This window comes from Synergistota bacterium, from assembly GCA_021159885.1.
GTDB lineage: Bacteria > Synergistota > GBS-1 > GBS-1 > GBS-1 > AUK310.
Genome location: JAGHDO010000033.1, coordinates 34947 through 49853 on the forward strand (window position 1 = coordinate 34947; position 14907 = coordinate 49853).

At 45.8% G+C, this 14907-nt stretch carries 15 protein-coding genes and 2 other RNA genes; all 17 read right to left on the reverse strand.

From position 1 onward, the window contains the following. Positions 1–39: 39 nt before the first annotated feature. Positions 40–389: RNase P RNA component class A (gene rnpB, locus J7M13_03190), an RNA gene on the reverse strand. Between the two features lie 77 nt (positions 390–466). Next, positions 467–1210: a ribonuclease PH gene (gene rph, locus J7M13_03195; protein MCD6362992.1), complete on the reverse strand. Its 744-nt coding sequence runs from the start codon at positions 1208–1210 to the stop codon at positions 467–469. A gap of 7 nt (positions 1211–1217) precedes the next feature. Beyond that, a complete protein-coding gene (locus J7M13_03200; protein MCD6362993.1) occupies positions 1218–1841 on the reverse strand; it encodes a GerMN domain-containing protein in 624 nt (207 codons plus the stop codon). Positions 1842–1856: 15 nt separating this feature from the next. Continuing rightward, on the reverse strand, positions 1857–3479 hold the full coding sequence (locus J7M13_03205) for an N-acetylmuramoyl-L-alanine amidase (GenBank protein MCD6362994.1): 1623 nt from the start codon (positions 3477–3479) through the stop codon (positions 1857–1859). A 5-nt stretch (positions 3480–3484) separates the two neighbouring features. Continuing rightward, entirely contained in the window at positions 3485–4831 is a 1347-nt protein-coding gene (locus J7M13_03210; protein MCD6362995.1) for a TldD/PmbA family protein, read from the reverse strand. Then, positions 4816–5865: a low-specificity L-threonine aldolase gene (gene ltaE / locus J7M13_03215; GenBank protein ID MCD6362996.1), complete on the reverse strand. Its 1050-nt coding sequence runs from the start codon at positions 5863–5865 to the stop codon at positions 4816–4818. The genes J7M13_03210 and ltaE overlap by 16 nt, the downstream gene beginning before the upstream one ends. Then, positions 5862–7052: a replication-associated recombination protein A gene (locus J7M13_03220; GenBank protein MCD6362997.1), complete on the reverse strand. Its 1191-nt coding sequence runs from the start codon at positions 7050–7052 to the stop codon at positions 5862–5864. The genes ltaE and J7M13_03220 overlap by 4 nt, the downstream gene beginning before the upstream one ends. A 27-nt stretch (positions 7053–7079) precedes the next feature. Next, positions 7080–7249, reverse strand: a non-coding RNA gene (gene ssrS / locus J7M13_03225) — 6S RNA. A 46-nt stretch (positions 7250–7295) separates the two neighbouring features. Further along, positions 7296–7826 carry a biotin transporter BioY gene (locus tag J7M13_03230; protein MCD6362998.1) on the reverse strand — a complete coding sequence of 177 codons (531 nt, stop codon included), beginning with the start codon at positions 7824–7826 and terminating at the stop codon, positions 7296–7298. A gap of 3 nt (positions 7827–7829) precedes the next feature. Further along, complete coding sequence (locus tag J7M13_03235; GenBank protein ID MCD6362999.1) at positions 7830–9032, reverse strand: tyrosine--tRNA ligase; 1203 nt, start codon at positions 9030–9032, stop codon at positions 7830–7832. 59 nt (positions 9033–9091) lie between these two features. Next, positions 9092–9772: a ribonuclease III gene (gene rnc / locus J7M13_03240; protein MCD6363000.1), complete on the reverse strand. Its 681-nt coding sequence runs from the start codon at positions 9770–9772 to the stop codon at positions 9092–9094. Then, positions 9769–11010: a beta-ketoacyl-ACP synthase II gene (fabF, locus tag J7M13_03245; GenBank protein MCD6363001.1), complete on the reverse strand. Its 1242-nt coding sequence runs from the start codon at positions 11008–11010 to the stop codon at positions 9769–9771. Before fabF ends, rnc begins: the two co-directional genes overlap by 4 nt. 7 nt (positions 11011–11017) lie before the next feature. Continuing rightward, positions 11018–11263, reverse strand: coding sequence for an acyl carrier protein (gene acpP / locus J7M13_03250; protein MCD6363002.1), 246 nt, complete (start codon positions 11261–11263; stop codon positions 11018–11020). A 17-nt stretch (positions 11264–11280) separates the two neighbouring features. Next, a complete protein-coding gene (gene fabG, locus J7M13_03255) occupies positions 11281–12024 on the reverse strand; it encodes a 3-oxoacyl-[acyl-carrier-protein] reductase (protein ID MCD6363003.1) in 744 nt (247 codons plus the stop codon). 1 nt (position 12025) lies between these two features. Then, positions 12026–12970, reverse strand: a complete 945-nt coding sequence (gene fabD / locus J7M13_03260; protein ID MCD6363004.1) for an ACP S-malonyltransferase — start codon at positions 12968–12970, stop codon at positions 12026–12028. A 6-nt stretch (positions 12971–12976) separates the two neighbouring features. Then, on the reverse strand, positions 12977–13936 hold the full coding sequence (fabK, locus tag J7M13_03265; GenBank protein MCD6363005.1) for an enoyl-[acyl-carrier-protein] reductase FabK: 960 nt from the start codon (positions 13934–13936) through the stop codon (positions 12977–12979). Beyond that, a complete protein-coding gene (locus J7M13_03270) occupies positions 13930–14907 on the reverse strand; it encodes a ketoacyl-ACP synthase III (GenBank protein MCD6363006.1) in 978 nt (325 codons plus the stop codon). The genes fabK and J7M13_03270 overlap by 7 nt, the downstream gene beginning before the upstream one ends.

A 14907-nucleotide genomic window follows, 5' to 3' on the forward strand; every position in this document is an offset into this window, starting at 1 on the left:
TTACCCACAGAGTTATCCACATGTGGGTAAAAAAATATGGGGCGGAAGCAACCCGTAAGCCGAGTTCTGTTTATAGGTAGCCATCTATCTGGGGAGCGGATTGCTCCACTCCTCAAGCGACCTACCCGAGGGAGAGGCGAGCAACCCCTTATCCCTCCTATTTGGTCTTGCTCCGGATGGGGTTTGCCAAGCCTATCAGGTCGCCCTGATAGCTGGTGGGCTCTTACCCCACCTTTTCACCCTTACCCCGCTTCTCAGCGAGGCGGTCCGTTTTCTGTGGCACTTTCCTTGGGGTCACCCCCACTGGGTGTTACCCAGCATCCCGCTCTGTGGAGCTCGGACTTTCCTCAGGGGAGTGAGGTCTCCCCCGCGGCTACCCAGTTGCTTCCACCCCATGCTTTCAAGGTTCCATTAAAATTGTATATCTCCAAGGGGCCGACTTGCAAGGGACACCTGTCCCCATCTATCAGGAGCTTATTTTCCTGGATATACTGCCCAAAACGGCCTTTTGAATCCCGATGACCTTCTTTATTCCCTTCCATGCTAATTCAAGAAGCTCATCAAGATCCCTCTTCGAAAACGGTTTGTGCTCTGCACACCCCTGTATCTCTATATACTCGCTTCTATCATTCATGACCACATTTAAGTCCACATCAGCCTTAAAATCTTCATCGAAGCAGAGATCCAAAAGCTTCACTCCATCGACTATTCCTACACTCACCGCTGCAACAAAAGAATTCACGGGAAAGTCCTCTATAATTCCTTCCTCATAAAGCTTGTATATAGCTTCAACCAGAGCTACAAAGCCTCCAGTTATAGCAGCAGTTCTCGTGCCACCATCCGCCTGAATGACATCACAGTCTATCCAAACCGTTCTTTCCCCAAGTTTAGAGAGATCCACTGCTGCTCTGAGAGATCTACCTATCATTCGCTGGATCTCAAAGGACCTCCCTGCAGGTCTTCCCCTCACCATTGAATCTCGGGGAGTTCGAGTCTGCGTTGCTCTCGGAAGCATAGCGTACTCTGCAGTAACCCATCCCTGTCCTGTCCCCCTAAGGAAAGGCGGCACCTTGTCCTCCACACTCGCAGTGCATATCACCTGAGTCTTGCCCATTTCTATCCTTACTGAGCCCTCTGGATAAATTAAATAATCTCTCTCTATCCTTATGGGTCTAAGCTGATCCGGGCTTCTTCCATCGATCCTATCCAACTTAAGATCACTCCCTCGTCCTAAGCTTCCAGGAAGGCTCAAGAGGAAGAGAGATATCTATATGCCCCTTCAGAGTATCCATAATCCTACCTTCTATAAGAAACTGGACCATCTTTATTTCTGGGAAGCTCCCACAAATAGAATTAACTATGCTATAGATCGTCATCATCTCCGCATTGCTACCTCCAGGGTGATTCCTAACCATCTCCTTAGAAAAATCAAGAAAGAGTACTCCTCGCCCTATGAAGATATGCTTAAGCTCAGTACCTGAGGGAATAACTTGCTCTTTAGCGGACGCAAGATCCTTGAAAACCTCCTTAACCATGTCTTCTAAGCTTCCTTCCACTATCTCTTTTTCCTTCTTAATCAATCTCGTTCTCTGAGGATCAGGAAGATAAAGATAAATAAGCCTCTTGGCAAGCTCAGGCTTTTGAGAAATCTCAGCCGGCTTCGCTTTCCCCACCGACGGATGCGATGCTCCCCCTTCCTCTCCTAAGAAAAGGGTACGTTTCATAAGATAGCCAACGAGATGATATCCTCCCCAACCTGCTAAAGAAACTATTATTATGGCTAATATAACCCTTCCCCACAATATTCGTTTTCTATACTTTCTCCTTTCAGATCTTTTCATACCGAGATCCTCCCATCATCTCACAGAGGAAAGGTAGTTCTCCACACCCTTAGCAAGCAAAATAGCCACCTTCCTCTGCCAAGAGGCTCTTCTCAACAGGGTCTCCTCCCGAGGATTGGTGATAAAAGCAAGCTCAACCAAGACGGCAGGCATAACAGCTCCCCTCAGAACGAAAAACGGTGCTTGCGCTATTCTTCTAACGGGGATTCTTAAACCTCTCTTAAGCGATCTATAAAGACTCTCAGCAAATTTCGCACTCTCGTCTATTTTCGCGTTCTTCATCATATCAGCAAGTATTCGAACAAGCATATCTGTCTTGCGCTTTACTTCCTCTCCCGTCAATCCGATCTCCATATTCTCCCTAAGAGCAACACTCATAGCGCTCGAGTCGCTCGGGAGAGCCATATAATAAACTTCGCTTCCTCTCGCTGATGGAGAGAAGCTTGCATTGCAATGTATGCTTATAAAAACATCAGCCCGAGATCTATTAGCAATGTATGTTCTTTCCTTTAAGGATAGATAAACATCCTTATTACGAGTCAATATCACCCTGTAGCCCCTCTTAATGAGCTCATTCTTCAGATACAGTGCCACCCTTAAGGCTATATCTTTTTCCTTCGTCCCTCGAGGACCTACGGCTCCAGGGTCCTTGCCACCGTGTCCCGGGTCTACAACAATTAAAAACTTCCCTTTACCCTGAGGACGTATCTTAATGGTCTCCTTTTCTCCCCGCGGAGAGAGCTTCTGAGGCCGAGACGGTGTTTCAGGAACCACCGGAGTAGGAGGTTTTTGAGGAGCCTTTCTTAAAACATCTATCACAAGTCTCGGTGGCTGTTTGAGAGTAAAATCCCTGTAAGGAGGAAAACCTTTTACTTTTATCCTTATCTGCGAGTTCCTCTCCCCCGGAATGACCTCAACGTCCCCAACCAAGCCATCCCTTATCTTGTAGGTTTCTCTCCTTGGTGCTTTCGTAGAACTCAAATCAACTATTATAAGGTCCCTGTTTCCCTTTATCTTATAATTCGGTACCTTTGAAAGATCGAGAACTATGCGCGTATATGTTTTGGAAGAGTAATACCTGACCCGGGATAGAAAAACAAGGGGCTCTTTTTTCGCCGGAGGAACGACAACAAGTGGTTTCGCCGGCTTTACTTCTATAGCTGGAGTTGAGACAGGAGTGGAAGGTGGCTTGCCTGGCAGAGAAGGAACTTGACGTACGGCAGGCTTCGCTCCCACATATAAAACGTTCTGCTTGGGATCAAACCTTAAAGATGTATTCGATAGAATAAAGTTAAGAGGAATGCAGATCTTGTTTCCGACCGCTTTGGGAAAATAGTCAAGTAGCCTTATCTTTCCATTAACCAGAGCAGTAGGATTATTCAGCTGAAGCTGATAAAGCTTACCGCCAAGTACAAAGCTAAAAGCCCCAGTTTCAGGCTTATACTTAAACTTTCCTCCCAAAGTCTGAACGAGATCCTTAATAGCGACGTATCTTATCCCCTTAACGGTAAAGGTAGGAACTGCTCCTTTCCTTTTCCCGTTAATGAAAATTGGTGTGTTTGCTGCAATCCCCACCGAGGAAAGAAGCAAAACCAAGAAGAGAGACAAAAAGACAATGACACACCGCTTTTTTCTCACTATCTTCACTCTCCTCCAATCGTCAAATCACCTACCTTCAGAGTAGCTCCTCCAACGCTTCTGAAAAACTGAAGATCATTGCCCACCTCTTCAACGCTATTAAAAAATTCAAGAAGATTCCCCGCAATGGTCATCCCTCTCACAGGAAAAACCTTTTCTCCATTATCTATCCATAAACCAGAAACGCCCAGAGAGAAATCCCCGGAAATCAGATTCACCGTGTGAAGCCCCATTACGCTAAGAACATACAATCCCTCCTTAACGTCTCCAAGGATATCCGCTGAATTCCTCTCACCAGGCATAATAAAGAGATTTGTGGATCCAACTGCGGGAACAGAAGAATATCCCCTAACCGCATTCCCCGTTGTTTCAACGCCGTCTTTAGCAGCAGTATAAGTATTGTGAAGATAAGTCATCAGAACTCCCCTATCTATGACCATTTTCCTTCTTGTAGGGAAGCCTTCTCCGTCAAAGGGGGCACTCCCGATACCACCATCAAGTGTGCCATCATCAACGATGGAAACACATTCTGAGGCAACTCTCTTACCAAGTTTTCCAATAAGAAGGGATTTCCCCTTCTGAACGTTTTCAGCAGAAATAAGAGATGAAAGAAGAGAGATAAAATCAGCTGTAGCTTCAGGCGAGAAAACAAGAGAGGCCTTTCGCGTTTTCAAACGTTTACCACCTATCAGGCTGACTGCTCTATCCACCGCTTTGTGAATTACGGTTTCAACATCAAGCTCTCTAAGAAACCTTCTTTCCTGAGAGTAATACCCCATTTCCCTGTCCTTACCCTTTGAAGCCAAAACAGCGAGATCACAGGAAAAATAGGTCCCCTTCTTAAGAAGCCTCGTTCCAAAGCTATTAAGAAGCGCGGTCTCATACCATCCATCGCTATACTCTGCTCTTCGTACCTTTTGGACAAGAGGATGAGCCTCTTTCGCTTTTTCATGTATTTCCTTAACAAACGAGAGTCTTTCTCCCTCAGATATGGAGAATATGCCATCATCAAAAACCTGGGGATCCGGATAATCTCCCTTCGGTGGGAGAACCTTTCGAAATCTATCTGAAGAGGAAAGAGGCATCTTGCTTAAAGCCTCCTCCCCTGCCTTCTTAAGCTCCGTTAAATCCAAATTATTAGCATGTGCGAATCCCATTCTTCCTTCCTCATCGAGAATTCTTATCCCCACTCCCCCACCTTCAGATCTCTCAAGATATTCAAGCTCACCTTCACTCATTGATACGGAAAAATCCTCACCCCAAGCGGCATATAACTCAACTATGGGAGCTCCCTTCCTCTTAAGATAGTTTAACAGCTCATCTAAGAGATCAAGATCTATCTTTCCTGCCATGTGGATTCAATCACCTCTTTTATCAACCGCGCAGCGGTAATGACATCCTCTCTCGAAACATCCTTATGAGTAACAAGTCTTATCCTTCTTTTAGAAACTATGCTAACCTTAACGCCCTTCTCTGCAAGCCTTCTACCAAGCTCATATGCATCCAGGGAACCAGGCAACAACATAAAGTATACCATATTGGTACGCACGGGCACTGGTTCCACAATTATGCCTTTTACATCAGATAATTCTCTCGCAAGAAGCTCTGCGTTCTCATGATCCTCCCTCAATCTATCGATCATCTTAGTAAGAGCCACTATTCCACACGCAGCTATGACTCCAGCCTGTCTCATACCGCCTCCCACGCGCTTTCTCATCTTCCTCGCTCGCTCTATAAAGTTCTTTCTACCTACTATAACGGAACCTATGGGAGCGGATAACCCCTTGGATAGACAAAACATAAGAGCATCTACCCTCTCTACCATCTTGGAGGGTTTCACCCCAAGAGCAATACAAGCGTTGAATATTCTGGCACCATCCAAATAAACGGGTATTCCATACTTATCAGCTATATCCGCTACCTCATCTATGTACTCTTTCGATAAGGCCGTTCCTCCCGCTCTGTTATGGGTGTTCTCCAAGGTTATAAGCGCTGTTCTCGGGAAATGGATATTCTCACCTCTTATGGCATCTTCAAGCTCCTCCAAGTTAAAAGTTCCATTCTCATCATCTATGGGCATAGCCTGAACTCCCGAAAGAGCAGCCATGGCTCCAACTTCATAATTATAGACATGAGAGTGTCTTCCAACTATAACCTCATCTCCAGGTTGAGTATAAGTCATAATTGCAACTTGATTAGCCATGGTTCCAGAAACGACAAACAAAGCCGCTTCCTTCGCAAATATAGAAGCAGCAAGCTCCTCCAGCTCCCTTACAGTTGGATCCTCTCTATAAACATCATCCCCAACCTCAGCCCTCATCATGGCTTCCCTCATCTCCTCCGTAGGAACCGTAACCGTATCACTCCTTAAGTCTATGACCTTCACTTTTTCACACCACCCTTCTCCCACTCAGATGGGTAATAATACTTTTTTCCCTCTATCATATATTCCTGATCCACCCAGCCTTCGGGATAATCATGCGGATATTTGTAATCCTCAGAACCCGGGTGAAGATGCTTAGGAACATCCTGTATTTCACCGCTTTTTATATCCTCAAGTGCTTTCTTTATTCCCATATAAGCTGAGTTACTCTTGGGAGCAAGAGCCACATAGAGCGCCGCTTGAGCTAAGGGAATTTTAGCCTCCGGCATTCCTATTCTTTCGACCGCTTCCATTGCAGCGGTAGCCACAAGCAAAGCCATCGGATCTGCATTACCCACATCTTCCGAAGCACATATGGCTATTCTCCTTGCAATGAAACGTGGATCTTCACCAGATGATATAAGTCTCGCCAGCCAATACAGTGTAGCATCGGGATCGCTACCACGCATGCTTTTTATAAAGGCAGATATAATCCTATAATGCATATCCGCATCTTTATCATAGACTATATTAACGTCTGACGCAAGCTCAACATGATCCCTCTCTATTAAGCGCTTTTTCTGCGCTTTTGCTATGTAAAAAGATGCTTCTAATCTCTGCAATAAAGCACGCACGTCACCTCCAGAGAACCTGATAAGAAGATCGATAGCCTCTTCAGAGATACCTATGCCTCGCCCACCAAGACCTCGGGGGTCCGTCATCGCTTTGGATATCACCTTCTTAAGATCGCTTGGCGCCAAACGCTCAAAATTTAGCACGAGAACTCGGGATATTATGGGAGCGTTTATTTCAAAGAAAGGATTATAAACCGTCGTGGCTATCAGAGTTATATCTCCTCTCTCAAGATAAGGCATAAGGATATCCTGCTGTAGCTTGTTAAAGTGATATATCTCATCTATAAACAAGATTGCTTTAAGCCCCATTTTACGAGTCGATATAGCCTTACCTATAGCCTCCCGAAGCTCTTTTATTCCAACAACTGCAGCGTTAAGCTCGAAAAGCTGAGCCTTGATCTCACGAGCAAGCGCCCTCGCAACAGCGGTTTTTCCAACCCCTGGCGGTCCATAGAAAATCATGGAAGGCAAAAAGCCCTCCGCTATGAAGCTACGGAGGGCTTTAATAACACGCTCCTGCCCCACAATTTCATCTAAGTTTCTTGGTGCAAGCCTACAGGAAAGAGACCTTTCCATAAGATATCAACCCCATAAGCCTAAACTAAAAACCCCGCGGTGCCGCATGCCCGAGGTTTTGAACCCAGCCCCATCATGGTGGGTGCCCCCTCCATCGCTTCCGCGCCGGAACGCTTCCACGATGGAAGCAGAGCTCCCTTTGGTTCTGGTGTTGGCTCAAAACCCTCAAGCTTTACACACGCACACCGCAGGGATAATCTTCACTTAGAATTTTATCACAAAAACTAAAATATAGCAAGTAAATTAAATCCTATTGCTTTTTACACGTAGCAGAACGAGAACCTTTTCAGCCACTCCCACAGCTATAATAGCCTTTAGAATGTCTATCCCCACAAAGGGCAAAACCCCTATCTTAAGGGCGCTAAAGAAATCACCGTTCAAGAAGAAGCCAAGTCTAAGCCAGCCTAAGAAATATATGATTCCTACACCACTCATGGCTGAAATCAGTTTGCGTCCATACCCCTCGCTTCTCGCAAAAAGATAGCTTACGAAAAGTGCAGAAAGCGGAAAGCCCCAAAGATACCCCGCCGTAGGACCATAAAGATGAGCTATTCCTCCTTTAAACCCGGCGAAAACAGGAAAACCAATAGCACCGAGCAGAAGATAAAAGAATTGACTCAAAAAAGCCAACTTAGGAGATAACATCATACCAGATAGAAGAACAAATAGAACCTGAAGCGTTATAGGAACCTCACCTATAGGTATAGATATCTGAGCTCCCAAAGCTGTAAGGGCGGTAAAGAGAGCCACATAGGTGATATCTCGCGACCTCATCTCTCAGACCTTGCCCCCCTTCACTCTTAAAAACCTTCTTTTTCCAACTTGAATAAATCTCTCCTTGCCTAAGTCTATTACTTGACCGATATCTTCCACTCTCAAACCGTCTACCTTAACCCCTCCCTGAGATATCAGCCTCTTTGCCTCGCTTCTGCTTGAAACCAGCCCTCCTTCAACGAGAAGATCTACTATCCTTTTCTCATCCTCGGGAAAAACCTTTAGTGGAACATCGCTTGGGTGCTCCTTCTTGGAAAATACTCTTTCAAATTCCTCCTTTGCCTTGATAGCATCTTCCTCAGAGTGGTATGTTTTGACAATATTGAAAGCAAGCTTAGCCTTAAGATCTTTCGGATGCACTCTACCAGCTTCAAGATTCTTTTTGAAGGTTTCTATTTCCTCCATCGTAAAATCCGTAAGGAGTTCGAAGTACTTCATCATAAGGGAATCCGGAATGGACATAAGTTTCCCAAACATCTCAAAAGGTGGTTCATCTATCCCTACATAGTTCCCAAGACTTTTACTCATCTTCTGAACCCCATCAAGCCCTTCAAGGATAGGCATTAATATAGCAACCTGTGGCTCCTGACCAAAATACCTTTGAAGCTCTCTACCAACGAGAAGATTAAATTTCTGGTCCGTTCCGCCAAGCTCAACATCAGCTTTTAGAGCAACGGAGTCATAAGCTTGGGCAATCGGATATAAAAGCTCATGGATGCCTATAGGTCTACCCTCTGAGAAGCGCTTAGCAAAGTCCTCTCTCTCCAAAAATTGAGCGACAGTGAACCTTCCCGCGAGCTTTATTATATCCGCAAATGAAAGCTTACCAAGCCATTCGCTGTTGTAAGCAACTATCGTTTTTTCGGGATCAAGAACCTTGAAGAACTGCTTCTTGTAAGTCGCAGCGTTCTCCTCTATCTGCTCCGGAGTTAAAGGTTTTCTCATCTCAGATCTCCCTGAGGGGTCACCTATGCGCGCCGTAAAATCGCCTATGAGGAAAATGACCTTATGTCCTAATTCCTGAAAGTGCATCATCTTCCTAAGTAGAACTGTATGTCCCAGATGAAGATCCGGAGCGGTAGGATCGAAGCCGGTTTTAACCACGAGAGGCTCTCCCCTCTCAAGCTTCTTTATAAGCTCTTCCTCGTTTATTATTTCTACTGTCCCTCTTCTTATAAGCTTTAACTGTTCCTCAATGCCAAGCACGGCAATTCCCACTCCCTTCAAGAAATTTTTAAGTTTATTATAGCACCAACCTCAGGATTTTACCTATCCAGTGTACTCAAAGCCTCCTTCGCAGCGTTTTTCTCTGCCTCCTTCTTATTCCTACCCGTTCCCATGCCGAGAACCTTTCCCTTAAAAACGATTCTTACTTTGAAGATAGGCTCATGCTCAGGACCATTCACCGAGACGATCTCATACTTGGGAAGCGCTTTATGCCTCTTCTGAAGAATTTCTTGTAGCTCTGTCTTTGGATCCTTTCTCCTAAACACACACTTTTCCATCTCGCTTAAAATCGACTCAAACTGGTTAAGAAGAAAGCCCTTAGCTTCCTCAAATCCCCCATCTAAGTATATAGCACCTATCAACGCTTCAAAAGCGTTCGCTAATGTGGATTCCCTCTCCCTGAGCCCATGTTTTTCATCTCCGCTCCCCAAGAAAATAAAAGGACCCAAGCCTATCTTCCTCGCAAGATAGGCAAGGGTCCCTTTGCTGACCAAATGTCCCTTTATTCTCGCAAGCTCCCCTTCACGCTTATCAGGATATTTTCGCAAAAGATAATCAGTAATGACCAGTCCAATTACAGCATCTCCCAGAAACTCCAGTCTCTCGCTATGTCTCACGCTACCTTTCTCATGAGCATAGGAAGGATGTGTAAGAGCCTCCCTTAAAAGCTCCTTCTTAGAAAAGCTGTAAGATATCTTCTGCTCGAGATCTTCAATCATGCCCTCTTGAGAACCAGAACCGCGTTATGCCCTCCAAAGCCAAAGGAGTTCTTTATTGCAACTTTAACGTCCATCTCGCGTGCCTCGTTGGGCACATAGTCCAAGTCGCATTCTGGATCGGGAACCTCATAGTTTATGGTCGGATGGACAACACCCTCATAGAGAGCAAGAAGAGTAGCTATGACCTCAACAGATGCCGCTGCTCCCAACAGATGCCCTATCATTGACTTCGTGGAGCTTATGGGAATCTCATAAGCCCTTTCTCCGAAAACCTTCTTTATCGCCATTGTCTCCGTCTTATCATTCAGCGGCGTTGATGTACCATGAGCATTTATATAGTCAACCTCGTCAGGAGAAACGCCTGCTTTCTCAAGAGCCCTCAGCATAGCACGCGCCGCTCCTTCTCCACCCGGAGGGGGAGCGGTTATATGATAAGCATCGCAGTTCGCAGCGTATCCTACCAGCTCAGCGTATATTTTAGCACCTCGCGCCTTTGCCCTCTCCATTTCCTCAAGGACGATTACACCAGCTCCCTCCCCCATAACGAAACCATCCCTCAACTTATCAAAGGGTCTGGAGGCCTTGGATGGCTCGTCATTCCTAACAGAGAGAGCCTTCATAGCACAAAAACCAGCAAGGCCTATCGGCGTGACAGCAGCTTCAGTTCCCCCGGCAAGTATAACATCCGCATCTCCTCTACGAATTATCTCGAAAGCTTCTCCTATCGAATGCGCTGCAGATGCACATGCGCTTACTATCGCATAGTTTGGCCCCTTAGCATTATATTTTATAGCCACATATGCACCAGACATATTAACTATCATCATTGGTATGAAAAAGGGACTAATTCTACTCGGTCCTCTGTCAAGAAGAACTCTAATCTGATTAAAGGAAGTGATTATCCCACCCTGTCCACTTCCTATACATACGCCGAATCTCTCTGGCTCAAGGTTGTCTGGCTCCAAACCTGCATCCTTCATCGCGAGTTCAGAAGCAACATATGCAAACTGTATTACCCTATCCAAGCGCTTTATTTCCTTTCTTTCAAGATAAGGAGAGGGATCGAAATCTCTAACTTCTCCAGCCATCTGAGAGTCATAGTTGGAAGGATCAAAGGAGCTTATTCTATCTATACCGTTTTTCCCCTCTTTTAATCCTCGCCAGAACTCCTCTACTCCTATACCTATTGGGGAAACAACACCCGCGCCAGTTATAGCGACTCTTCGCAAGAGCTTCACCCCTCTTTTACTCTTCTATACCCAACTTATTCTTGATATACTCTATAGCCGCTCCAATGGTAGTTAGCTTCTCCGCGTCTTCATCGGGAATCTCAATGTCAAATTCCTCCTCTATAGCCATGATGAGCTCCACTATGTCAAGGGAATCTGCTCCAAGGTCATCCACAAAGGAAGCTTCAGGCTTAATCTCAGCCTCATCCACTCCAAGCTTTTCAACAACTATGTTCTTCAGCCTTTCAAGGATATCCTCCACCATGTTCACCCCCCTTCTTACATTGCCAGTCCTCCATCGATATTTATTACTTGCCCCGTTATATAACTCGCTTCTTCCGAAGCGAGAAATGCCACCAGCTTCGCTACATCTTCCGGCTTACCCGCTCTTCTTAAAGCGGTTCCTTCAAGAAAGCGCTCCTTTATCTCCGCAGGCAAATTAGCGGTCATGTCCGTCTCTATAAAACCGGGAGCAACAGCGTTAACCGTGATTCCTCGTGCACCGACCTCTTTGGCGAGAGCTTTGGTAAAACCTATCACCCCCGCTTTAGCAGCAGCATAATTAGCCTGTCCAACGTTTCCTATCTCACCAATAATCGAAGATATATTTATTATCCTGCCCCATCTCTTCCTAAGCATCCCTCTTACAGCTTCTCTCGAGCACAGGAATACGCCATTTAAGTCCACATCGATGACCTCAATCCAATCAGAGAGCTTCATCCTTAAAAGAAGCGTATCCCTAACTATCCCGGCATTGTTAACGAGAATTTCGACATCTCCCAATTTAGAAGAAATTTCCTTAAACATGGCTTTAACCTCAGATTCTGAAGCTACGTTAGCCTTCACCACGATCGCCGTCCCACCAAATTCAGCAATTTCCTTAGCGACATTCTCCGCGAGCTCGCGATTTCTCGCATAGTTAATAGCTACCCTGGCTCCCCTTCGAGCAAGCTCTATGGCTATAGCTCTTCCTATACCGCGAGATCCACCCGTAACGAGAGCTACCTTCTGAAGCAAGCTCATTTTAAATAACCCCCTCTAAAAAATCAAGGGTTTCTTTAAGCGTTTTTTCATCTTCGATTCTCAATATCTTTACCTTCCTGTCTATCGACCTTATAAGCCCACTTAGAACCTTTCCAGGTCCGACCTCTATAAACGCTTCCACGCCCTCAAATATCATTTTCTGAACCGACTCTACCCATCTTACTGGAGAGAAGGTCTGCTCCTTAAGCTTCCTCTTTATGTCTTCTGCCCTAACCGTGGGTTCAGCATCCACGTTAGCTATAATAGGTATTTCAGCGTCCTTAAATTCAACCTTTTGAAACTCCTCAAACAGCTTATCTCCCACGCTTCTCATAAGCTCACAGTGAAAGGGAGCGCTCACCTTAAGCTCCACGACCTTTTTAGCTCCGCGTTCCTTAGCCATCTTAAGAGCCCTCTCGACAGCAGATCTATGGCCGGAAACGACTATCTGCTTGGGGGAGTTTATATTGGCACAAGTTAAAACCTCTCCCTCTGAAGCCTCGGAGCATATATTCTCCACAACCTCAAGAGGAAGACCTATAATAGCCCCCATTGCTCCAACGCCTATCGGCACCGCTTCCTGCATCCACTCTCCCCTTTTCCGAACAAGTCTGAGCGCATCAGCAAAATTTAAAGAAGAAGATGCCACTAAAGCTGTGTATTCCCCCAGGCTATGTCCCGCAAAGAATGAAGGCTTTATCCCCAGCCTGAGCTCTTCCAGCAGTCTCCAAAACGCGATTGAAACCGCCATTATAGCAGGTTGAGTATTATAAGTCTTTTTAAGCTCATCCTCAGGCCCTTCAAAACAAAGCTTTTTTATGGGTATTCCAAGAGCCTCATCCGCCTCGCTTAAAGTCTTATCCACTATCTCAAACTTCTCAGCAAGTTCCTTTCCCATACCCACATATTGAGAAGCCTGTCCCGGAAATACCACGGCATACTTCATCCAATCTCACCCCTCAAGATATTTAACGGAAAGTTTCCTCAATATCTCATACGCTTCTTCGATTATTTCCTCAATTATTTCCTTAGCGGGCTTTATATCTTTGACAAGCCCGGCTATCTGCCCCGCCATCACTGATCCCCACTCCACATCACCGTCTACCACCGCAGCCTTAAGTCTCCCAGTTCCAAGCTTTTCAAATTCCTCAATAGGCGCCCTTTCAGCCTCAAGTTTGTCAAACTCACGGGATAGTTTATTCTTAAGACACCTTACAGGATGCCCTGTAATCCTCGCTGTAACAACCGTATCCCTGTCCCCAGCTTTTACTATTCTTTCTTTGTACTTTACATGAGCAGGACTTTCCTCTGCACAGACAAATCTCGTCCCCATCTGAACCCCTTCCGCACCGAGAGCCAAAGCCGCAGCGAAACCTCTTCCATCAGCTATTCCCCCAGCAGCCACAACTGGAATGTTCACCGCATCAACTATCTGAGGAATTAGCACCATAGTAGTAAGCTCTCCTATATGCCCTCCAGATTCTGTTCCCTCCGCCACAACTGCATCCGCACCTTGCTTCTCAACCCTCTTAGCGTGAGCCACACAAGCTATAACAGGAATAACCTTTGTCCCAAGAGGTTTCAAGGCATCTATTACCTTTTGAGGGCTACCCGCTCCAGTAGTAACCACAGGGACCCTCTCCTTCTTAAGGAGCTCTATGATATCATCAACGAACGGCGAAAGAAGCATTATGTTAACGCCAAAAGGCTTATCCGTAAGCTCCTTCAGCCTCTTTATCTCCTTTTCAAGCCATTCTGGAGGAGCGTTTCCAGCGCCTATTATTCCCAATCCTCCAGCGTTAGAAACTGCAGCAGCGAGATCAGCATTCGCCACCCAAGCCATTCCACCCTGAAAAATAGGATGCTCTATCTCCAGCATTTCAGTGATGCGCGTCTTAAACCTCCTTACCATTCCAAAATCACCGCCCCATAGGTCATTCCTGATCCGAAACTAACGAGCATGAGCTTATCTCCCTTCTTAATTCTTCCATCCTTGACCGCCTCATCAAGAGCGATAAAAATAGTAGCCGCTGAGGTATTCCCATACTTATCTATGTTGATTATCGCCCGCTCCCTTCCTATACCAAATCTTTGCAAAACGGCATCCATTATCCTTATATTCGCTTGATGGAATATATACCAATCTATGTCCTCAGGCGACATAGAGTTCCTCTCAAGCAAAGCTTTCATAAACGGAGGGATAACCCTGACCACAAATTTAAAGACATCATTTCCCTTCATATGAACGGAGTGGAGTTTTTTCCTCACTGTCTCCTCAGAAGCAGGCATGGCTGCCAATCCAGCAGGGAGCTCGATATAATCCGCCTTGGTTCCATCTGCTCTTAGATCAAAATCTATAATTCCCCCGGTTTCAACTTTCCTCATAACGATCGCACCCGCTCCGTCCCCGAAAATAACGCAAGTGTTGCGATCTTCCCAGTTTACCACGCGAGATAGCGTTTCTACCCCTATCACGAGAACATTCTTCCAGTGATCACTCATTATTCCCGGCTCAACGAGCGCCATGGCGTAAATCGGACTCGTGCAACCTGCCTGAAGATCGAAAGCACAAGCACGAGAAGCCCCAAGCATCGCCTGAACCCTACAGGCAGTGGCAGGAAACAGAGTGTCAGGCGAGTTTGTAGCAACCGCTATCATGTCTATTTCCTCAGCTGAGATCCCAGCATCATCCAAAGCTCTCTTAGCAGCCTCATATGCAAGATGAGAAGAAGAGACTCCCGGAGGGGCTATCCTCCTTTCTCTTATGCCTGTTCTCGTTACTATCCATTCATCTGACGTATCCACCATTTTCTCAAGATCCTCGTTTGTAAGGATCTTCTCTGGTAAATATGCTCCAACCCCGACAACGCCAACCCGAGTCAA